Here is a 22,850-nt window from a genome sequence, read left to right on the forward strand (position 1 = left end):
TGAAAATAATTAAAACATTCGGTAACTATTTCTAGTTTAGAACATTTTGTGACGATTTTAAAGTAATTAACTCCAATTAGTATTATTCGGAATATTAATTAAATTGAAATCCAAAGAGTAGATTTATTAAAAAAACACGTTGGATGCGCGCCATAGCAACCAACGTGTTTGATAAAATGAATAATTTTGTTTAAGCCTTCGCAGCCTTTTCTTCGTCACGCTTTTCCTTTTCAGAAATAATATAAGCACATGCTGCATCGCCTGTAATATTTAAAGAGGTACGTAACATATCAAGGATACGGTCAATACCAATAATCAATGCAATCCCTTCTACAGGTAAGCCTACTTGTCCTAATACCATTGCCAGCATGATCAAGCCTACACCAGGTACACCGGCTGTTCCAATACTAGCTAATGTTGCTGTTAGAACAACTAGAAGCAAGTCTGTAGCACTTAATGGCAGTGCATATACTTGAGAAATAAACACCGTAGCAACAGCTTGCATAATCGCTGTTCCGTCCATATTAATGGTCGCACCTAATGGTTGGACAAAGCTACTAATCTCTTTCTTAATACCGAGATTTTCTTGGGCAGTTTTCATCGAAATCGGTAATGTTGCGTTCGAGCTCGATGTACTAAAAGCAACGGACATTGCTGGGAAGAATCCTTTATAAAACTTGAGCGGGTTTGCTTTACCAAGCCACCAAATTGCTAGACTATATACAATCGCTCCATGAACGATTAAACCAAGCACAACCGTAACCATATACATCGCCATGGAACCAATTGCATCTATTCCTGCATCACCAATCGCAGAGGCAATAAGTGCGAATGCTCCATATGGTGCAGCTTTCATAATTAGCATAACTAACCAATTTAAAATTTCATTTGCTTGTTCAAATAAACGATGAATCCCTGCTGTTTTTTCTCCTAGGAAACCTAAAGCAACTCCTATAAAAATAGCAAATGCTATAATTTGCAGCATATCACCAGTAGCCATTGATGCGACTGGATTTTCTGGAATGATATTAATAATCGTTTCCATAATTGGTGGTGCTTCAGCTGCTTCATAAGATTGATCTATATTGAATACACCCTCTTTTCCGGGTTGGAGAATATATCCGAGTCCAAGACCAATTACTAGTGCGAATGCCGTTGTAATTAGGAAAAAGCTAACCGTATACGCACCGATTTTCCCTAATTTTGCAGGCTCACCTAGCCCTGCTGTCCCTAATGTAATGGAAACAAATACAAGTGGAACAACAAGCATCATAATTAAATTAATAAAAATTTGACCAACAGGGTCTAGTAGATACGTATCTAGTAATGAAAACGCCTTATCAGGAACAAAGGTTAAAATAATACCGGCAAATACCCCTAATATGAGGGCAATCATAATCTTTTTTGTTAGACTCATATAATTTGTCCTCTCTGTTTTAAATTTAATTTAACTGACTTTATGCTGTACTTGTTCAATTGGGCAGAATGCAGAAGTGAAATTGCTTTGAAATGCTATGCTTGGGAGTGGCGGCCCCGGCAGGATTCGAACCTGCGACACACGGTTTAGGAAACCGATGCTCTATCCCCTGAGCTACGGAGCCTAGAAATTTTTAGGACAAGATAAGGTACATTATACAAAATTTTTGTCGAATTGGAAAGCGACATATATTTCACATGGAAGATAGTCCTATTCTGTGATAAAATAAATGATATCTGTTTCATGAAGCAATGATTGGAGGAAATAATAATGGCAGAAGTGCCTTTCATTGCAATTGAAGGACCGATTGGTATTGGTAAAACATCGCTCGCGAAGAAGCTATCCAGTCATTTTAATTATCATTTATTAAAAGAAATTGTCGAGGAAAACCCATTTCTTGGCAAGTTTTATGATGATATTGAAGAGTGGAGTTTCCAAACTGAGATGTTTTTTTTATGCAATCGATTCAAGCAATTGGAAGATATCGATAAAAAATATCTGAAAGAAAATAAAGCTGTAATAGCTGATTATCATATATCCAAAAACATGATTTTTGCAAGGCGTACATTACAAGAAGGTAAATTGGAGAAGTACGAGCAAATTTACCAAATTTTAACAGAAGATATGCCCGCTCCTAATATGCTCATCTATTTAAATGCTAGTCTAGATACGATTTTGGAACGAATCCACAAGCGTGGTAGAGATATTGAGCAGAATATAAAGGCTTCTTACCTCGAACAGCTAAGAAATGATTACGAGGACTATATGAATGCTTTTGAACGATTACATCCTAATATTCCCGTTATCCGGATAAATGGCGATACGACTGATTTTATTCAGTATCAACAGGATTTAGATTGTATTATCGAAACAGTAACGAAACATCTAGCAGTTGCGGGTGGAATTAAAATGAAGGGGAACCAGTGATGAATTTAAGAGAAAAGTACCACATTCCAAACGATAGTGTGATTACAATCGCAGGAACGGTTGGAGTTGGTAAATCAACCATGACGAAAGCATTAGCACAAGCATTAGACTTTAAAACATCTTTCGAAAAGGTGGACACAAATCCATATCTAGAAAAGTTTTATGATGACTTTGAACGATGGAGCTTCCATCTACAGGTTTATTTCCTTGCAGAGCGTTTTAAGGAACAAAAGAAAATCTTCGAATATGGTGGCGGCTTTGTGCAGGATCGTTCCATTTATGAGGATACAGGCATTTTTGCAAAAATGCATTTTGATAAAGGTACCATGTCACCGACAGATTATGAAACCTATACCAATCTATTTGATGCAATGGTGATGACACCATATTTCCCGCACCCGGATCTACTCATCTACTTGGAAGGCTCCTTTGACGAGATTGTAAGCAGAATCCAAGAACGCGGTCGAGATATGGAAAAGAGTACGCCAATTAGCTATTGGGAGGAAATGTATAATCGCTATACGACTTGGATCGACAATTTTAACGCATGTCCAATATTACGTATTAACATTTCGGACTATGATTTAATGCAGGATGAGAATCCAATTGAACAGATTTTAGAAAAGGTTGGACGATCATTACAGCATTCACGACGATATACACGAAGAGAATTAGCGAGATAATAAAAAGGATACCCGAATGGGTGCTGCACCCCAAAAGTTAGAGTAAGAAATCTAAGTTTTGGGGTGTTTTTGCATGGCAAAATATAGTGAGCAATTTAAATTAATGATTGTTAAGGAATATATGGAAGGTCCTCTTGGTTACACTTTATTAGCTAGAAAATATGATATTCCAAGTAAGGCTCCTATTGAAAGATGGGTAAAGTCATATAAAGCATTGGGTGAAGAGGGGTTACGTAAAAAGCGTTGTAAAAAGGTTTATTCTGTTCAATTTAAGTTAAATGTACTAAACTTTATGAAACAAACGGGCGCTTCTTACCAAGATACCGCAATAGAATTTCAGATGAATAATTCTACTCTTATTGCGAACTGGAACAAGATTTTTCTTACTGAAGGGATAGAAGGCCTCAAAGAAAAACCGAAAGGACGGCCCCCTATGTCTGGAAAAAGAAAAGCAAAGTCAGTAAAACAAGAGAAAGCAATGAATCGCGAGGAACAATTAGAGCGTGAGATTGAACTTCTTCGGTTGGAAAATGCCTATTTAAAAAAGTTAAAAGCTTTTCAGGAAAATCCAGAGGCCTACCTCGAAAAGCACAAGCAGCGTTGGCACTCGAACTCAAGGAAGAAGGATTCAGATTAAAAGATGTACTCCGAGTTGTAGGTATACCAGAGGCAACTTATCATTATCAAGTTAAACAATTGAAGAAAGAAGATACGAATAAAGAGTGGAAAGAACTCATTCATGAATTGTTTAAGAAGCATGAAGGTAAATATGGATACCGTCGGATCCATTTAGAATTAAGAGGCAAGGGCTATAAAATCAATCATAAAAAAGTACAACGGATTATGAAAGAATTGGGCTTGAAATGTATTAAGTTTACACGAAAGTCTCGATACAAGTCTTATAAAGGAACGGTTGGGAAGGTAGCGGAAAATCGTTTAAACCGACGGTTTAATACGCCTATTCGTCTACAAAAGTTAGTCACCGACATCACAGAATTCAAGTGTACTGGAAATAAGAAACTTTATTTAAGTCCAATACTATATTTATATAATGGTGAGGTAATCTCTTATGGTATCTCAAATAAACCAACATTAGATTTTGCGGTCAAGCCACTTAACCAAGCAATAGAAATAATCAAGAGTAAGGCCAAATATCGTACAACCATTCATTCTGATCAAGGCTGGCATTACCAACATATAAAGTGGGTCAAAACGTTGAATAAAAACAGAATCTTTCAAAGCATGTCTAGAAAAGCCACATGTGCAGATAACGCGGCGATGGAGAATTTCTTTGGGATTATGAAACAAGAAATGTATCACGGTGAAGCATTAATGTCTTATCATGAACTGAAACGAAAGATAGAGAAATATATTTATTACTACAATAACGAACGAATTAAAACGAAATTGGCTGGTTTAAGTCCAGTGCGATACCGAACTCAAACCGGCCAAACAGCTGCATAATGAAAACTCTAACTTTTAGGGGTCACTACCATGGCGCATCCTTTTTTAGTCTGCTTTTCTTACCTTCGTACGGAACGGGTAAAGCAAAAAGTGAATCAGAATGAGGATAAGTGAGATTCCGATCAGCCATCCCAAGGGAAGATTTAAAAATGCACCGAGGATAATTAATACTGGCGCGATCATTAAGGTTAGGAAACTATTACTTCTCGTTGAATCGTAATAATTTTCTTTTCCACAATGTGGACAACTCATCTTAATTCGAAACAGATTCCTTAATGTTGTCAAATAGCTCCATTGTTTCTTACAATATCCACATGTTGGTGTCTCCATCCATTTCACTCCCTTTACTTTCCACCTAAGTCAATCGACCGATCACGCGCATGTTTAATGCATGAAATAATCATTTCCTCAAAGTTGTGACGATCTAAATCAGCAATTCCGGCCTCCGTTGTCCCACCTGGACTTGTAATGTTTTTCCGTAGCACTGCTGGTGTTTCACCAGATTGCTTTAGCATATTTCCAGCGCCAATGACAGTTTGAGTAATGAGATCCTTTGCAGTCTGTTGATCTACTCCCAAATCAATCGCAGCCTTTTCCATCGCTTCTACAAAATAATAAATAAAGGCAGGCCCACTCCCAGATACAGCTGTAATGGCATGCATATCCTTTTCATCGACAAGCTTCGTTATACCAACTGTTTGAAATAATTGATCCGTTTGCAAGAGATGCTCCGCTTCAACATACTTCCCTGCAGAAAGTGCTGTCGCAGAATGACCAATGAGAGCTGATGTATTTGGCATTGTACGTACAACTGGAATCTGCATACCTAGAAATTGCTCCATTTTTTCAGTGGATAACCCAGCAATGGTCGAAATAATCAATTGCTTCTCATTCAAAAAAGGTTTTATCGACGTAATCGATTCCACTGCATCTTTTGGCTTGCTAGCCAAAATAATAATATCAGCATTCCTAAAGACCGCTTCCTTATCAGACATACATTGAACCTGATAGCGATTTTCAATATATGTTAGCCGTTCTTGATTACTTTTATTGGTTACATAGATATTTTCCCTTGCTACAACTTCTGCTTTAATAATACCAGCTAAAATCGCCTCTGCAAGGGATCCCGCTCCTAAAAATGCAATTCTTTTGTCCATGATAATAGCCTCCTAAAAATTAAAAAAACTGATTCTTCATCCTTCGTAAAGGACGGAATCAGCTCCGCGGTACCACCTAATTTGGCAATATTGCCCACCTCTAAATTGATAACACAGTTTCCTGCGGTTAGTTTATCGCTAACGACTCTTAGGTAGGTTCATACAAGCTGTTTCGCAGGGATTTTCCAGCCTATGAATCCCTTTCTCTAGCCGACAGTCGTTGTATTACTAGCCTATTCTTCGTCTCAAATCATGTAATTGCTATGACTATAAGCTGTTATCGTTGTTTTGTCAAGAAATTATCAGAATGAACGTGTATTTGATATAATAAGGTTATCTTTAATGTTGAAAGGAAACCAAACATGAACCAATTACAACAACTCAAACAAGTACGTAACGAGTTAACACGTTTTATGATAACCTATAAATTTGGTCTAGATGAGATGAATACAAAATTGAATATCCTTAAAGAGGAATTTCAATATATCCATTCGTATAATCCAATTGAACATATCAAATCACGGATAAAATCTCCCGAAAGTATTCTAAAAAAAGTGTATCGTAAAAACTTAGATATGTCGATGGATTCAATCCGAGAAAATGTGAAAGACATCGTAGGTATCCGTATCGTATGTTCCTTTATTTCCGATATTTATAAAATAAGTGAAATGATCCAACACCAAGAGGATATTACCGTTATCGAAGTTAAAGACTATATAAAAGACCCAAAACCGAATGGGTATAAAAGTCTGCATCTAATTTTGTCGATTCCTGTATTTATGTCAGATCGTACAGAACAGGTCTTTGTCGAAATTCAAATCCGTTCTGTTGCTATGGACTTTTGGGCAAGCTTAGAGCATAAAATTTACTATAAATATAATGGCAATGTTCCACAGCATTTAATCGATGAATTAACAGACACTGCGAATATAGCGAATCAACTAGATTTAAAAATGGAAAAACTGAATAATGACGTGAACAATGTTAAGAGTCAACAAACAGCCGAAAATGAGGATATTCATTTTTTACAATTAAATGAGGAGAAGGTGCACCTTCCATTAAACTTCTTAAATTCCTTTCTGGAAAGGAAAAAATAGCATCATAAAAACCGCTGTAAAACAGCGGTTTTCTTTATCTCAAATATTATGCGGTCTATTTAAAATGGAGGAGGTAGAGGGATTCGAACCCCCGCGCGGTTTGACCCGCCTGTCGGTTTTCAAGACCGATCCCTTCAGCCGGACTTGGGTATACCTCCGTAATGATTAGAAAACTTAACGTTCTACAAAAGCTTTTAGGTGAATGCTTTAGTTGCACTTATGCAACTAAAAAAGGTTTATGCTTGATTATTTGCCAAGAAATAATATATCATGCTCAAAAATGAATGTCAAATTTTTTTAGGCCATTCCATGCTAACAAATAAGATAGCACGGAGACATGAATAGCCTCCGCGCAAGTACATTACTTCATTACTTCTTTTCCACCCATATACGGACGTAATACCTCAGGAATGACAACAGACCCATCTGCTTGCTGGTAGTTCTCTAAGATAGCAGCTACAGTACGTCCAATCGCAAGTCCTGAACCATTTAATGTATGGACATATTCTGGTTTACCATTTGCTTCTCTACGGAAACGAATACCAGCCCGACGTGCTTGGAAGTCTTCAAAGTTAGAGCAAGAAGAAATCTCACGGTACGTCTCTTGGCTTGGAATCCACACCTCAATATCGTACTTTTTAGCTGCAGTAAATCCTAGATCACCTGTACACATGCTCATTACACGATATGGTAAGTTTAACAGCTGCAACACTTTCTCAGCATTCCCTGTCAATGTTTCTAAAGCCGCATAAGATTCTTCTGGCTTCACAAAATTAACAAGCTCAACTTTATTAAATTGATGCTGACGAATTAATCCACGTGTATCTCGGCCAGCAGAGCCCGCTTCAGAGCGGAAATTCGTGCTAAATGCTACATATTTCTTCGGAAGGTCGGAGGCAGTTAAAATCTCATCGCGATGATAATTCGTTACCGGCACTTCTGCAGTAGGAATCATGAAATAATCCCAATCCTCTAGTTTAAATGCATCCTCCTCAAACTTTGGAAGCTGACCAGTTCCTGTCATACTTGCACGATTCACGATTTGTGGTGGCAGCATTTCGACATAGCCATGCTCATCTGCATGTAAATCCATCATGAAGTTTAATAATGCACGCTCTAACCTTGCACCAAGGCCTTTATAGAAAACGAAACGGCTTCCTGTTACCTTAGCAGCGCGTTCAAAGTCAATAATGTCGAGATTCGTCGCAATATCCCAATGGGCTTGAACTGCAAAATCAAAAGCTGGAGCTGTGCCCCACCCACGTGCTTCGACATTATCATCCTCGTCCTCACCAACAGGGACGGATTCATGTGGGATATTTGGGATAGACAGCATAATATGCTGTAATTCTTCCTCTATGCTCTTTAGTTCTTTATCAAGTGCGGCAATTTGATCTCCTAGCTCGCGCATCTCTTTAATCGCAGGCTCCGCATCCTTTTTCTCTTTTTTTAAGACAGAAATTTGCTTGGTTGCCTCATTCCGCTTTGCCTTTAAAGCCTCGGTTTCTGCAATCAGTCCGCGACGTCTTTCATCTAAAGCACCGAATTTATCTAAATCAGATAAATCCTCTCCACGGTGGGCAAGTCTTTTTTGAACTTCTTGGAAATTATTTCTTAAATACTTCATGTCTAACATGAATATTCCTCCTTCAATCGATTATGTTAAATTAAAAATCAAAAAACTCCCGTCCCTAAAAATAGGGACGAGAGTATATTTTCCCGCGTTGCCACCCTTGTTGAAGATACAATCTTCCGGCTCATCGTTCATAACGGCTCTTCGCCGGGTTTACTTACTTCGGATTAAGATCCTTTCCGTAAACCTGTTCAAGGATGGATTCACAGCATTCTAACACCGATTCTCACCAACCATCGGCTCTCTTAAGGAAGACATGCTATTACTACTTCCTATCAACACATTTTATAGGTTCTTTTAATTGATTGTCATTATAATTATTGCTATCATAAGCAATTTTAATTCAAAATGCAAGTTTTTCTCAAAAATTCATTTTGTAGTTGTTTCGAACTTATGTTAACGAAGTCTGAGCAGTCCCTACCGTCCGGGATCACTGCAGACAGATGCTTTCCATGGGCATAACTTCAGCCTCTCTGGACACGTGCTATGTGATAAGTCTACAGAATGGATTTAACTAAAAAGTCCTTTAATCCAATCAAAAGCGGATGTAAATAGGTTTGCAAAGAAGTCACCAATGGCTCCAAGTGTAAGCATGAACCAGTTTGATTTTTCTACTGCTTCATCTGTTACAAGGTCAATTTGGCTCGTTGCATCGTCAAAAATATAACCGTAATCAACATCACCATCATAAACAAGCTCTGCTGTTCCGACTACTTCTCCTGCTTCAATTGGTGCTATTAATTCCCCGTTTTCATTTAACTTATCCTCATCAATATGGTATTCAAGATGGTACAATTCTGCTTCATCTGCTTGAATTGGAATACGTATTGCTTCACTTAATGATACGTTCACGTCATCTTGTTTTCCTTTTGCTACAGGAATTGTTGCTTGATCCTCAGACTGATAACCAGCAGGGAAAAGCTCCTCTATTTGGAATTTTGAATAACCATGATCCAATAATTTAGCAGTTTCTACGAAGCGCTCTGTATCGCTACTTGTTCTCATAACAACTGTAATTAAACGATTACCGTCTCTAATTGCAGTACCTGTAAAGCTATGTCCAGCTAATTCTGTAAATCCGGTTTTTAACCCATCTACACCTTCATAGAAAAACTGTCCTAGATTATCCCCTTCATGTGGAAGCATGTAGTTCCAGTTTCGGATAGTTTGTCCATCAAAATCAGTTTCTGGAATTTTGGAAATATCCAATGCTTCTGGATAATCATTCACAAGGTGATAAGCAAGCTGCGCAGCAGATCGTGCTGATAATAGGTTTGTCCCATGTGGATCTGTTCCTTCTGGATGATTATCTCCTAAATCTTCATTATCTAACCCTGAAGCATTAACAAATTCAAATTCGGATAAACCTAACTCTTCCGCTTTTTGATTCATTAGTTGAACAAATTCGCCCTCTGAACCAGAAATCAGTTCTGCTAAAGCAATCGTTGTCGCGTTATCTGAATTAATCGCCATTGCTTCATATAATTCTTCAACTGTATATTCCTGCTGTTGTTTCAATCCAACACCTGAAAACGATGTATTTGCAGAAATACTATAAGCATAATCACTAATCTGAGTTGTTGTATCCCAAGTAATTTGACCATTTTCGACAGCTTCCCATACAAGGTATTCTGTCATCATTTTCGTCATACTTGCTGGTGGTAGCGCAACATCAGGATTTTTTGCGTATAAAACCTTCCCTGTTTCTGCATCGACAAGAATCGCCGATTCAGCACCTAAATCCAATGACTTTGCAGCATGTGCAGTAAGTGGCTCTGTTATAAATAGTTGTATTAGTACAAGCATCGCAAGTACCAATGGGAAAATCTTCTTCATGCTGTGTTTCAACTTTCTGTACCTCCAACCCTGCGGTATATCTTTTTAATTTCGCCATTCTCTCTTACGAATAAGCTACCTGTTATTTTACCACATAAAAATATAAAAAAATAGATGCAGGAGGACCCAGCATCTATTTTTTTATTCATATAATGATAGAGCTTTAATTAACCGAATAATTGGGCGCTTCTTTTGTAATTTGTACATCATGTGGATGGCTCTCACGCAGTCCAGCGCCTGTTATGCGTATAAACTGTGCATCATTGCGCAACGCATCAATTGTTCCTGTTCCGCAATATCCCATTCCAGATCGTAAGCCACCTATTAACTGATGGAACGTATCTGCAAGTGCACCTTTATAAGCAACTCGTCCTTCAATACCTTCTGGAACAAGCTTTTTATTCTCTGAATCGCTTTGGAAATAACGATCTTTCGAGCCAGCTTTCATCGCTCCAACCGATCCCATTCCACGGTATACTTTATATTTTCTACCTTGATAAATTTCTGTTTCTCCAGGACTTTCCGTTGTTCCTGCAAACATACTACCAATCATAACTGCATGTGCTCCAGCAGCCAATGCTTTCACAATATCACCAGAATATTTTATTCCACCATCAGCGATGACTGGAACACCATATTCAGCTGCAGCTACTGCACAATCATGTACTGCTGTAATTTGTGGTACACCAACACCTGCTACAACTCGAGTCGTACAAATTGATCCAGGTCCAATTCCAACTTTTACAACAGATGCGCCTGCTTCAATTAATGCCTTTGTTCCTTCAGCAGTAGCAACATTACCTGCAATGATGTCTAAGTTAGGGAATGCAGCACGTACCTTTTTTAATTGGTCTAGTACGCCTTTTGAATGCCCGTGAGCCGTATCAATCACAATTGCATCAACACCTGCTGCTACAAGCTTTTCAATTCGTAGCATCGCGTCTCCTGTTACACCAACTGCTGCAGCGACAAGTAAACGACCTTGTGCATCCTTTGCAGAATTCGGGAACTCAATTACCTTTTCGATGTCTTTAATAGTGATTAAACCTTTTAAAATATTGTTTTCATCAACAAGTGGCAGCTTTTCTATTTTATATTGTTGGAGAAGTTTTTCAGCTTCTTCTAAGGTTGTCCCTACTGGAGAAGTAACTAAATTCTCACTTGTCATTACTTCCGAAATAGCAATGGAATAATCTTGAATAAAGCGTAAGTCACGGTTCGTCAAAATTCCTACAAGCTTCTGCTCTTCAATATTGTTCACAATTGGCACACCAGAAATTCGGAATTTCCCCATTAGATGCTCTGCATCATATACTTGATGCTCGGGAGTAAGGAAGAATGGGTTGGTAATAACACCACTTTCAGATCGCTTAACACGATCTACCTGCTCTGCCTGTTCCTCCATAGACATATTTTTATGAATGACACCAAATCCTCCTTGACGTGCCATTGCAATCGCCATTTCTGCTTCAGTAACAGTATCCATACCAGCACTAATAAATGGAGATTTTAACTTCAAATTCGATGTAAGCTGTGTACTAAGATCGACGGCATTAGGCAAAACCTCTGATTCACCTGGAATTAATAATACATCATCAAATGTTAAGCCCTCTTTTGCAAACTTATCTTCTCTCATTTTTAATTCCTCCTTGTGAAGTTATGTATGGTGCATCTATCTATCGTTCAAACTATATAGAGGTTGTTCAAAAAGTTCGGTAAAAATGACCCATCGAATTTCGACGCATAGGACGTGCTAGTGTCAGCGCCCGCAAAAGGAAGTTGCGAACTTAGCCGACCTCAGTCCTTTTTATCCACTTTTGAACACATATATACGAATATCTATTTTTATATACATTACTCTAATACGCTTGGTTTTTCAACAAAGTTCGATTAGAAACAAAAAATAAATCGATTCAAAATTTTATAATAGTTAAGAGGTCCGGGTTATGATAAAAATTGACGAATTCTATACGTATTTAAACGCACAACAAAATGCCCAAAGTTTCCTATACCAATGCTATTCAGAGATGGATAATGCAGAAGCAAAAAGCTACCAAAATTGCAGCACATTCATGTATTTGCTTGATCACAGTCGGCGTTTTTATGAAAATGGAAAAAAGACCGATGAGCTTGTCCAGCCTGTTTTATATTTTTACGGAATGGTGCATTTATTAAAAGCATACATCCTAACAAAACGACCGGATTATCCCGAGTCAACCTCACTACTCGCTCACGGCGTAACTGCAAGGAAACGCAAGAAAAAATTCTATACATTTACTGACGATGAAGTAAAAGTACAACAGCACGGAATGTTCCCTTATTTCTCGGAGCATTTGTATTCCATAAAAAGAATCCCTTTTGAAAAAATTCGTATGGAAACGTTATTTGGCTTACTACCTGAAATGAGTGATTTTTTTGCTTTACAAAAGCAGGAGAAACTAACTGCAGTTGGTTCAGCAAACTCAGCTCAACTACAATTCCCAATCGAACTGTTAGATAACTATCATCTAACGGAAACGGCGTTTATCGCACGCATACAGAACTATCTTCCAACCATAAAGAAAATCCAATCTGGAAAATTAACGCTTGATATACAGCTTGAACATCCCGTAAATTGCTCAAACGGGCCTTTTTTCAAACATATGGATAATGGCAAGCTCTATTTTCCAGCACATCGAGATTCATTTTTTCCTATTTCGGAAGTAATGATTCATTATTTGCTGCTTTTCAACCTTAGTATGCTCTGTCGCTATGAGTCCGAATGGTGGGGCGATTTATTCGTATCCAAGGCGGATATGGATTATCCCTTGATCCATCATTTCTTACAAATTACTGCACAAAAAATTCCAGAACGAATTGGAGAAGAGCTGCTAGCAATGAAAGTGGAGCGTGATTTTCATTAACCTAGCTATACTTATACAGAGAGGGAGCTTAGCTTGTCGCTAGCTCCCTAACACTTCTTCGATATACAGTTCAGGCATTTGCTCCAATGAAATAATCGAGTCATCCGCTGTGATTCGAATCATTGGCTTTGTCGGTTTCGTTGCTTCCATAAAAACAATTTCCCCCTGTTTTCCATTAGAGAGGATTACTTTTGATCCAATCGAAAAGTGAACGAAATTGTCGATTAATACGCTTACTACCTGTGCATCGAATTTCATATATCTATCCTTTTGAATCACTTCTATTGCTTGCAATAGACTTTGTTTCTCTGCATATATGCGATTACTCGTTATGGCATGATATGTATCACTCACTGCAATAATTTTAGCAAATAAATGGATTTTTTCATTCGTAATACCAAGAGGGTAGCCACTTCCATCCAAACGTTCATGATGCTGTAAAACGCCTAATTTTACTCCTGATGTAATTGTTGGTAGATGCTCAATCATTCGATACGAAGCCGTAGGATGATTTTTGATAGCTTGCCATTCGTTTGCTGTTAATGTATCCTTTTTTGTCAGAACAGTCGGATCACCCCGTACCATTCCACAATTACTAAGTAATCCAGCTATTCCACTCTGCAGCCATTCTCCTTTAGAAAGACCCATTTTTCTTCCGATAAATGCGGAAAGAAGTGAAACTGCAACACTATGGAAATACATATAATCTTCCTGCGTACTATACTTATGAAGCCTGTATATTTTTTCGGCATCCATTGTTTCTGTACGTTCCAATAATGGCATTATAAATTTACGAACAGTTGAAATATCAATTGGCATGCCATTTTGCCATTTTTGAAACTGCTCCTTATATGCAGCAGACACGTTTATATAATGCTCCATGAATGGAACCGTCTTTTGATTATCAAACGGACTCTGCTTCTTCACCTGTTGCTTTTTCTTTGTCTGAACAGGTTTTACTTGAAAGGCTTCACCATTAGCAAGTGTCGATGATACATCTACCGATTCAATAAGGAATTTTTCTAGAATGGTAATGTGTTCCTCTGTTAATGCGGTGTTTTCCGGGATGATCGTTCGATTGGTCTTGCCCCTCACTTCCTTAAGTAATATGCAGCCTGGAATTAATTGTGAAGGCTCTATTCGCATATCATCTTCCCCCATTTTTTGAATAAATTGAAATTTCATTCCGTTAGGATTCCCTTCTTCCCCACGGAATGTTAGTTGATCAGAACCCATATTTATATGTTTTGGTTCCCCAGTTTTAAAGGTAAAAACATACAGTTCATTAATGCGTGGAAAAGAAGATGACTCAGGAAAAGTATTTCTTTCTGAGTCATCTATGGACAAGTTACCAAATTATTCTTCGTTCGTATCTGTCTCTGTATTCTCTTTTTCTGGAGCTGTGTCTTGTACAGCTTCTACTTCTTCAGTTTCTTCAGTTGTTTCCTCTTCTTCCTGATCTACCTTTGCAACGGTTGCTACTTCTTCTCCATCCTGTAAACGAATCAAGTGGACACCTTTTGTACTACGTCCAGTTGTTGAAATCTCTGCTACTGGAATTCGAATCAATACACCAGCTATGGTAATCAACATGAGATCCTCTTCACCAGTCACGTCTTTTACAGCTACAACATGGCCAGTCTTCTCATCGAGCTTACATGTGAAAACACCTTTACCTCCGCGGTTAATTTGACGATATTCCGCTTCTGGTGTTTGTTTACCAAACCCTTTACTTGTAACATGGAGAATTTTTGAATCAGGTTCAATAATCTCCATGGATACGACTTCATCATCACCTCGTAATGAAATACCTTTAACACCTGCTGCAGTTCGTCCCATTTCTCGAATTTGTGTCTCTTCGAATCGGATGAGATAACCATTTTTCGTTGCAATCATCATATCTTTATTGCCATCGGTTAATCGAACGGAGATTAGCTCATCTTCCTCACGTAGTCCAACTGCAATTAACCCTCCTTTACGGATATTCGCAAATTTAGCCAGAGAAGTACGCTTGGCAATCCCGTATTTTGTCGTAAAGAATAGGAATGCATCCTCTTCATAACTACTTACAGAAATAACGGCATTAACCCATTCTCCTTTTTCAACCTGAAGTAGGTTGATAATTGGAATTCCTTTTGCTGTCCGATTAAACTCAGGAATCTCATAACCTTTTGCTCGATATACTTTTCCTTTATTCGTAAAGAAAAGTACCGTATCATGAGTCGATGTCGATACAAGATGTTCTACAAAGTCATCCTCATTTGTTCCCATTCCTTGGATTCCACGGCCACCACGTCTCTGTGTACGGTAGGTGGATGCAGGTAAACGTTTGATATACCCTTGATGTGTGAGCGTGATAACGATATTCTCAACTGGAATTAAGTCTTCATCCTCAAAGAAACCAGCTCCACCAGCAACAATCTCTGTACGACGATCGTCATTAAAACGTTCCTTAATTTCAGTAAGCTCTTCGCGAATAATTTCAAGTACTCTTTCTTCATCCGCTAAAATTGCTTTTAACTCAGCAATCAGTTTTTGCAATTCCTTGTATTCTTCTTCAATTTTCTCACGCTCTAAACCTGTTAAACGTTGCAAACGCATATCAAGAATAGCTTGAGCTTGCTTTTCGGATAGCTTGAAACGTTCCATTAGACCAACTCTTGCAATTTCTGCTGTTTTCGAGTTTCGGATTAAGGAAATCACTTCGTCTAAATGGTCTAAAGCGATACGTAATCCTTCTAAAATATGTGCACGTGCTTCTGCTTTTCTTAATTCAAAAGCAGTACGACGTTTTATAATTACCTTTTGATGCTCTAAATAATGTTCTAAACATTGTTTAATGGTTAATACTTTCGGTTGGCCGTCTACTAATGCAAGCATATTAATTCCAAATGTTGTCTGTAGTGACGTATGTTTATACAAGTTGTTTAAGACAACATTGGCGTTCGCATCACGACGCAGTTCCATGACAACACGCATCCCATTACGATCAGATTCATCGCGCAAATCCGTAATTCCTTCAACTCGCTTATCACGAACGAGTTCTGCAATTTTCTCGATCAGTCTTGCTTTATTAACCTGATAAGGTAATTCCGTTACAATGATTGTTTCTTTTCCGTTTGACTTTTCTTCGATATTCACTTTCGCACGAATTGTAACCGAACCTTTTCCAGTTTCATAGGCTCTGCGAATCCCACTTCGGCCAAGTATTAGACCTGCAGTAGGAAAATCAGGACCATGGATATAATCTTCCATCAATTCGTCTACCGTAATTTCTGGATTTTTACTCACTGCTAGTACAGCATCAATCGTTTCTCCCAAATTATGTGGTGGAATATTGGTTGCCATTCCGACCGCAATCCCTGAGGTTCCATTGACAATCAGACTAGGGAAACGAGCTGGGAATACAACAGGCTCCCGTTCAGATCCATCATAGTTATCCTGATAATCGATTGTATCTTTATTGATATCACGCAATAACTCCATCGAGATTTTTGACATTCTCGCTTCGGTATAACGCATTGCTGCTGCAGAATCTCCATCGACGGATCCAAAGTTTCCATGACCATCTACAAGCATGTAACGATAGCTGAAATCCTGTGCCATCCGAACCATTGTTTCATAAACTGCTGAGTCTCCGTGAGGATGATACTTACCGATAACTTCACCAACAATACGTGCTGATTTCTTATGCGCTTTATCAGAATGCATTCCTAAGTCATTCATCGCATACAAAATCCGCCTGTGCACCGGCTTCATTCCATCCCGTACATCTGGTAATGCACGTGATACAATTACACTCATTGCATAGTCAAGAAAAGATGTACGCATTTCCTTACTAATATTTATTTCTTGTACGTTTGGACGCTTTTCCTCTGCCATTCCTTCTTTACCTCCTATCACTATTTAACCAAATAGTGATCACCTTCGAAAATTGCTCTACTTTATCTATTCATCGCCTTCGCTTTTCATGTCTAGCTATGGCTCCTAGAAACTCCGGTCATAAGCAATTCACACTTCAAGCACAAAAAACATGTGCTTTTCGGTGCCTTACTTATGCCTCCGTTTCTAAACAGTCGCCTTCGCTTTTCATGTCTATCTGCGCATGGGCTAGCTTGCTTCAATTTTTTCTCTAAATATCCAAGTTTTTAACGTATTGGGCGTTTTCTTCGATAAAGACTCTTCTTGGTTCGACTTTGTCTCCCATAAGCATGTCGAAAACTTGGTCTGCGTCAATTGCATCAGATAATTCAACTTGCAGCAGTGTACGATTTTCTGGATCCATTGTTGTATCCCATAATTGCTCTGCATTCATCTCACCAAGACCTTTATACCGCTGAATACCTGGTTTTGGTGCTTTCGGTATTTCTTGTAAAATGCGATCTAATTCTCTCTCATCGTAAGCATAGTATAGTGCTTTCCCTTGCTTTACCTGATAAAGTGGAGGCTGTGCAATATAAATATATCCATGTTCAATTAATGGACGCATATAACGATAGAAAAACGTTAATAATAATGTTCGTATATGTGCACCGTCAACATCTGCATCTGTCATAATGACTACTTTATGGTACCTTGCTTTCGTAATATCGAAATCTTCGGAGATACCAGTACCAAGGGCAGTAATCATGGCACGTACTTCATTATTGGATAAAATACGGTCAAGTCGAGCTTTCTCGACATTCAAAATCTTACCACGTAATGGAAGAATAGCTTGAAAATGACGATCCCTACCGGATTTTGCTGAACCACCGGCAGAATCTCCCTCAACGATATAGAGCTCACTGATTGATGCATCCCTAGACGAACAATCTGCTAGTTTTCCAGGTAAACTAGAAACGTCCAAAGCACCTTTTCTTCGTGTTAATTCACGTGCCTTTTTTGCGGCTAAACGTGCACGTGAAGCCATTAATCCCTTATCGACGATTATCTTGGCAATTGTCGGGTTTTCATATAAGAATTTTGAGAATGACTCACTGAATAAAGAATCTGTAATAGCACGTACTTCACTATTTCCTAGCTTTGTCTTCGTCTGCCCTTCAAATTGAGGGTCTGGATGTTTCACAGAAACAATTGCTGTCATCCCTTCACGGACATCATCTCCAGAAAGGTTTGTGTCATTTTCCTTGATGAGATTACTTTTCCTTGCATAATCATTAATCACACGGGTCAAACCACTACGGAACCCAACTTCATGCGTCCCACCTTCATACGTATGAATATTATTCGCAAAGGAATATAAACTGCTCGCAAACCCATCGTTGTATTGAATGGAAACCTCGATAGCAATTCCTTCTTCTTCTCCTTCTGCATAGAAGGGTTCGTGAAGTACCTCTTTATTTTTATTAATAAATTCAACGTAAGAGCTTATTCCACCTTCGTAGAAATAAGATTTCGGCTCACTATCTGTTCGCTTGTCTTCAACCGTTATCGTTAAACCTTTATTTAAAAATGCCAATTCACGGAGACGTTGTTCTAATGTTTCCATGTTATATTCAGTCGTTTCAGTGAAAATTTCTGGGTCTGGTGTAAAGTGCGTAACTGTACCAGTAATATCGGTTTCGCCAACTACTTCAATTTCCCCAATTGGAACACCTTTTTCAAAGCCTAAAAAGTGGATTTTATTATCACGATGAACATGTACCTCTAAACCTTTAGATAGAGCGTTCACAACAGAAGCACCTACACCATGTAATCCACCGGAAACTTTATAGCCTCCGCCACCAAATTTACCACCGGCATGTAAAACTGTCATAATAACTTCTAATGCTGGTCTTCCTGTTTTTTTCTGAATAGCAACTGGAATTCCACGCCCGTTATCTTTTACAGTAATACTATTATCCTTTTCAACGATGACCTGAATATGATCACAATATCCAGCTAGTGCTTCATCAATACTATTATCAACAATCTCCCATACAAGATGGTGCAAACCTTTCTCACTCGTAGATCCGATGTACATTCCAGGTCGTTTACGTACGGCCTCTAAACCTTCTAGCACCTGTATTTGGTCAGCATCATATGCTTGGTTTTCTGTTATTTTGTCTTCCATTGACATTTTCTCACACTCATTTCTATTGAACTACGCGTAATACGGTAAAAATCATCTATAATTAGCAGTGAATTTAGGTACACTGTTGGTTGTTACTTAGGAAACTATTCAATTTGAATGCTGCGGATAATTTGATACCGGAGCAGCGTCTAGCGATACTTGCTTTACCAGAAGATTAGTCACGCTCACGGAGACTCCCGCTTTTGTGCTTATGGAACGATCTCATCCGAATAATCGTCTAATTTATTTATTGCCCGAATCATGCTCGATCTTTTCTTTAACGTAGTAACCGATAATGAACTGTAATAAATTGTATTCTTCGTAATCATGACTGATTTAGCATTTTTTTTCGGGCCAATTATCTGTTTCTTTTGATGTGCTGTAGCCATCATCTCATCCATAATCGTGGAGGATGACACCAAATTGTAATCAATAATAGCAACGATATCCTCCGATTGAATCACGTTGCTGTCCCCAATATGAATAAACACGGTACCACTCCACTTCTACATTCAGATTAGTTGTCCACACTTCCGTCTATTACACGAAACAGCTCTGCTTGTTTTAATGTATCATGATGAATTCCATCCACACTTGTTGTTGAAACAAAGGTCTGAACACGCCCTTGAATGGTATTTAACAAATGGGATTGTCTAAAATCGTCCAGTTCACTTAATACATCATCCAAAAGCAGGATTGGATACTCTCCGATTTCTCCGTAAATGAGTTCAATTTCAGCTAGTTTAATGGATAGTGCAGTTGTCCGTTGCTGCCCCTGGGAACCATAGGTCTGAACATCCTTTCCATTCACATAAAAAATCAAGTCATCTCGATGCGGTCCAATTAACGTTGTACCGCGTTCTACCTCTTTTTCCTGTACCTCTTTAAATTTGTCACGATAGATAGTACCTATTTTTTCCATATCTGCGTCTTCTGATACTTCTATTGTAGCACTATAGCGGATTTCAAGGTTTTCAAGCTCTCTGCTAATTCCATGATGAATTGGCTTTGCCCATTTGCGTAACAAATCCATGAAAACAAACCGTCTTTCTAATAATGTGGAGGCATGTTCAATCATTTGCTCGGATAATACCTCTAGCATTGTAAAATCAGTAGTACGGTTTCTCTGCATTTGTTTTAATAAATGATTGCGCTGTTTCAGTATTTTTTGATACTGTCCTAAATGATAAATGTATCTCGGCTGAATTTGGCCGAGCTCCATATCAATGAAACGTCTGCGCGTTTGGGGCGGCCCCTTAACAAGCGTTAAATCCTCTGGGGCAAACATCACAACATTCATTGCCCCTATGTAATCACTTAAGCGTTTTTGCTCGAGCCGATTTAATTTAGCTTTTTTTCCTTTGGAAGAAATAATGATTTCAAGGGGAATGGAATGATTACGTTTCGTTATTCTACCTTCTATTTTAGCATATTCTTTATCCCACCCGATAAGCTCTTTCTCACGTGGGGTTCGGTGTGATTTGGTAAATGCCAATAAATAGATTGCTTCCATCAGGTTCGTTTTTCCTTGCGCATTTTCACCAATAATGACATTTACCTTATCATCAAAAGAAATATCCAATTTTTCATAATTACGGTAATTTGTTAATTGAAGCTGTTCAATGTGCATGCAAATTAATCCTCTTTTTCCTTTATTTCATTGGTAAAAATTTCACATGTCACGTGCATGAATGACCAATAAAATTCCATTCTAATCAACCTCGTCAGGAAGCGTGTTGGTTGCAATCAGTTAACGACCATAAAGGATCCAACATCTTTAATTTCGACTACATCCTTTGGATAAAGTTTTCTCCCACGTCGATGTTCCATTTCTCCATTTACCAATACACCTACATCCGCTAAAAAAGCTTTAACCATTCCACCGGATTCCAAAATATTAATCAACTTAATAAATTGGCCTAAAGTAATGTATTCTGTATTTATTTTAATTTGTTCATGCATGTTCATCACCAAATTTTTCTTATTTTTTTAACAAGCACATCTTTATAGATGATGTGGTAAAGCGAAACTTTATTCCGTGGGGGTTCCCTTCTGCCCCATGGAATGTTAGCACCACAAGGGAGACCCGCAGGCCCTTGTGCAGAATCAGGAATTTACGGGCTGTTTATTACCAACCTTCACGTTTTTTGATTTCCTCAGACTTAGAGGTGGGGATATGACAGCCCGTTAATGCTTGATAAAAATACGATGTTAAAAAAGAAATAAATTAAATTTCGATTCCACATCTGTAAACATCCTTTTATTTGCCTTATATACCTATTTTACTAAAGTTTTGGATGAAAGGAAAGGTATGACCTCCAAATGTAATAAAAACGCGTAAAAGGGCTTATATTTTGCTTATTAACGAAAAAAAGCCCTAATAAGAGCTTTTCTTCGTTGGTTAGACGATATGTGTTTCTTTTTAAAACGTTCGAACCGGTAAAATTAATTGTAATATCGAATCTTCGTTCAGTGGATGAATGACAAATGGTCGCATGGCACCTGTGAATTCAATGATTACTTCATCGTATTCAATTGCTTTTAACGCATCAATCATATATTTCGAGCTGAATGATATTTTCAACTCTTCACCTTCCATTGCTTGGATTCCAATTTCCTCTACAACATTACCAACTTCAGGTGAATTACTAGAAATTTCTATGATTGAATCATTCGGTGTAAACAGTCGAACGACATTATTACGTTCTTCTTTTGCAAGAAGAGAGGCACGGTCAATTGTATTGAGTAATTCTTTTGTTTTGACTTGTATTTTCGTTTTACTTTGTTCTGGAATTAGTCGAGATGTTTCTGGATAATTTCCATCAAGTAAGCGAGATAGGAAATTTAAATGCTTGGTCCGGAAAAGAATTTGGTTGTTCGTCACACTAATTTCAACCGTTTCTTCTGTGTCATCTAGAATTTTATATAATTCATTTAAGCTTTTCCCTGGTACAACTATTTGTTGAAATTCGATGTTCGCATCGGCTACTGGAATTTCCCTTTTTGCTAAACGGTGACTGTCTGTTGCAGTAAAAGCTAGAATTTTGTCAACTAATTTTAAATTAACCCCTGTCAAAATTGGTCGAGTTTCCATTGTGGATACTGCGAAAACGGTTTGCTTAATCATGCTTTTCAACAGATCAATTGGCATTTCAAAGCTATCATCTGTTTGTAATTTAGGTAAATGTGGATATTCTTCCGCATCTTGAGCATTTAAGTTAAATTCAGCTTTTCCAGAGCGAATGGTTACTTTCAGATTCGAATCAACTTCAATTTCCACTGTATTCTCTGGTAATTTACGAATAATATCTGGAAAATATTTTGCTTGTAAAACAATGGATCCTTCCTCAATTTGTTCTACATAGACCATATCATCTTCCTCAGCAGGAATATAAGATTCAATGGAAATATCGGAATCACTTCCTGTTAGTGTAATTCCGTGTTGTTTTGCTTCAATTTTCATTCCAGTAAGAATTGGAATAACGGTTCTCGATGAGATTGCTTTCATAACATCTTGTATACCTGCAATTAATCGATCACGTTTGATAATAAATTTCATGAAAATATCCTCCTAATTTGGAAGTTCTTATATATATATTTTATTTATAAAAAACAGTAATA

Annotated in this window: 19 protein-coding genes, 2 tRNA genes and 1 other annotated feature; of the genes, 6 read left to right on the forward strand and 15 right to left on the reverse strand. The window is 38.0% G+C overall.

What is annotated here, in order from left to right; translation table 11 throughout:
* Positions 1-190: 190 nt before the first annotated feature.
* Together F1560_RS16945 and F1560_RS16950 are read right to left on the reverse strand one after the other, a co-directional pair.
* Positions 191-1,417, reverse strand: a complete 1,227-nt coding sequence (locus F1560_RS16945) for a dicarboxylate/amino acid:cation symporter (protein ID WP_149475836.1) — start codon at positions 1,415-1,417, stop codon at positions 191-193.
* A gap of 108 nt (positions 1,418-1,525) precedes the next feature.
* Positions 1,526-1,601, reverse strand: a tRNA-Arg gene (locus tag F1560_RS16950).
* Between the two features lie 146 nt (positions 1,602-1,747).
* Here F1560_RS16950 and F1560_RS16955 point away from each other — a divergent pair.
* The 4 genes from F1560_RS16955 (at position 1,748) to F1560_RS16970 (ending at position 4,551) form a co-directional block, all read left to right on the forward strand.
* Positions 1,748-2,404, forward strand: a complete 657-nt coding sequence (locus tag F1560_RS16955; RefSeq protein ID WP_149475837.1) for a deoxynucleoside kinase — start codon at positions 1,748-1,750, stop codon at positions 2,402-2,404.
* Positions 2,404-3,087 (forward strand): deoxynucleoside kinase, encoded by a 684-nt coding sequence (locus F1560_RS16960; RefSeq protein WP_149475838.1) that lies wholly within the window; start codon positions 2,404-2,406, stop codon positions 3,085-3,087. Before F1560_RS16955 ends, F1560_RS16960 begins: the two co-directional genes overlap by 1 nt.
* A 73-nt stretch (positions 3,088-3,160) precedes the next feature.
* The gene (locus tag F1560_RS16965) at positions 3,161-3,724 is read left to right on the forward strand and encodes a helix-turn-helix domain-containing protein (protein ID WP_149475839.1); all 564 of its coding nucleotides are present in this window, start codon (positions 3,161-3,163) and stop codon (positions 3,722-3,724) included.
* Positions 3,688-4,551 (forward strand): IS3 family transposase, encoded by an 864-nt coding sequence (locus tag F1560_RS16970; protein WP_149475840.1) that lies wholly within the window; start codon positions 3,688-3,690, stop codon positions 4,549-4,551. Before F1560_RS16965 ends, F1560_RS16970 begins: the two co-directional genes overlap by 37 nt.
* A 45-nt stretch (positions 4,552-4,596) precedes the next feature.
* On the opposite strand, the gene F1560_RS16975 is transcribed toward F1560_RS16970, so the two are convergent.
* Positions 4,597-4,881 carry a TIGR04104 family putative zinc finger protein gene (locus F1560_RS16975; protein ID WP_149475841.1) on the reverse strand — a complete coding sequence of 95 codons (285 nt, stop codon included), beginning with the start codon at positions 4,879-4,881 and terminating at the stop codon, positions 4,597-4,599.
* Between the two features lie 14 nt (positions 4,882-4,895).
* Positions 4,896-5,708: a pyrroline-5-carboxylate reductase gene (gene proC, locus F1560_RS16980; RefSeq protein ID WP_149475842.1), complete on the reverse strand. Its 813-nt coding sequence runs from the start codon at positions 5,706-5,708 to the stop codon at positions 4,896-4,898.
* 362 nt (positions 5,709-6,070) lie between these two features.
* Here proC and F1560_RS16985 point away from each other — a divergent pair, with 362 nt between their 5' ends.
* Entirely contained in the window at positions 6,071-6,805 is a 735-nt protein-coding gene (locus F1560_RS16985) for a GTP pyrophosphokinase (RefSeq protein ID WP_149475843.1), read from the forward strand.
* A 65-nt stretch (positions 6,806-6,870) separates the two neighbouring features.
* Here the strand turns inward: F1560_RS16985 and F1560_RS16990 are convergent.
* The 4 genes from F1560_RS16990 to guaB form a co-directional block, all read right to left on the reverse strand.
* A tRNA-Ser gene (locus F1560_RS16990) sits at positions 6,871-6,963 on the reverse strand.
* Positions 6,964-7,166: 203 nt separating this feature from the next.
* Entirely contained in the window at positions 7,167-8,441 is a 1,275-nt protein-coding gene (serS, locus tag F1560_RS16995) for a serine--tRNA ligase (protein ID WP_149475844.1), read from the reverse strand.
* 60 nt (positions 8,442-8,501) lie between these two features.
* Positions 8,502-8,726 (reverse strand) — a binding site (T-box leader).
* Between the two features lie 222 nt (positions 8,727-8,948).
* Positions 8,949-10,286: a serine hydrolase gene (locus tag F1560_RS17000; RefSeq protein WP_245347773.1), complete on the reverse strand. Its 1,338-nt coding sequence runs from the start codon at positions 10,284-10,286 to the stop codon at positions 8,949-8,951.
* Positions 10,287-10,437: 151 nt separating this feature from the next.
* Positions 10,438-11,910, reverse strand: coding sequence for an IMP dehydrogenase (guaB, locus tag F1560_RS17005; protein ID WP_149475845.1), 1,473 nt, complete (start codon positions 11,908-11,910; stop codon positions 10,438-10,440).
* A gap of 310 nt (positions 11,911-12,220) precedes the next feature.
* Between guaB and F1560_RS17010 the strand changes: the two genes are divergently transcribed.
* Positions 12,221-13,177, forward strand: coding sequence for a YaaC family protein (locus tag F1560_RS17010; protein ID WP_149475846.1), 957 nt, complete (start codon positions 12,221-12,223; stop codon positions 13,175-13,177).
* 39 nt (positions 13,178-13,216) lie between these two features.
* Here F1560_RS17010 and F1560_RS17015 read toward each other — a convergent pair whose 3' ends face one another.
* From F1560_RS17015 to dnaN, 7 genes are all read right to left on the reverse strand, one after another.
* On the reverse strand, positions 13,217-14,362 hold the full coding sequence (locus F1560_RS17015) for an HD-GYP domain-containing protein (protein ID WP_245347774.1): 1,146 nt from the start codon (positions 14,360-14,362) through the stop codon (positions 13,217-13,219).
* A gap of 171 nt (positions 14,363-14,533) precedes the next feature.
* Positions 14,534-17,059, reverse strand: a complete 2,526-nt coding sequence (gene gyrA, locus F1560_RS17020) for a DNA gyrase subunit A (protein ID WP_149475847.1) — start codon at positions 17,057-17,059, stop codon at positions 14,534-14,536.
* 250 nt (positions 17,060-17,309) lie between these two features.
* Positions 17,310-19,235, reverse strand: a complete 1,926-nt coding sequence (gene gyrB, locus F1560_RS17025; RefSeq protein WP_149475848.1) for a DNA topoisomerase (ATP-hydrolyzing) subunit B — start codon at positions 19,233-19,235, stop codon at positions 17,310-17,312.
* Positions 19,236-19,438: 203 nt separating this feature from the next.
* Positions 19,439-19,720 (reverse strand): extracellular matrix regulator RemB, encoded by a 282-nt coding sequence (gene remB / locus F1560_RS17030; RefSeq protein WP_149475849.1) that lies wholly within the window; start codon positions 19,718-19,720, stop codon positions 19,439-19,441.
* Positions 19,721-19,746: 26 nt separating this feature from the next.
* Positions 19,747-20,859 carry a DNA replication/repair protein RecF gene (recF, locus tag F1560_RS17035; RefSeq protein ID WP_149475850.1) on the reverse strand — a complete coding sequence of 371 codons (1,113 nt, stop codon included), beginning with the start codon at positions 20,857-20,859 and terminating at the stop codon, positions 19,747-19,749.
* Positions 20,860-20,975: 116 nt separating this feature from the next.
* Positions 20,976-21,191 carry a S4 domain-containing protein YaaA gene (yaaA, locus tag F1560_RS17040; RefSeq protein WP_149475851.1) on the reverse strand — a complete coding sequence of 72 codons (216 nt, stop codon included), beginning with the start codon at positions 21,189-21,191 and terminating at the stop codon, positions 20,976-20,978.
* Positions 21,192-21,651: 460 nt separating this feature from the next.
* A complete protein-coding gene (gene dnaN, locus F1560_RS17045) occupies positions 21,652-22,788 on the reverse strand; it encodes a DNA polymerase III subunit beta (protein WP_149475852.1) in 1,137 nt (378 codons plus the stop codon).
* Between the last annotated feature and the right edge of the window lie 62 nt (positions 22,789-22,850).

This window comes from Oceanobacillus polygoni (genome assembly GCF_008304605.1).
GTDB lineage: Bacteria > Bacillota > Bacilli > Bacillales > Amphibacillaceae > Oceanobacillus > Oceanobacillus polygoni.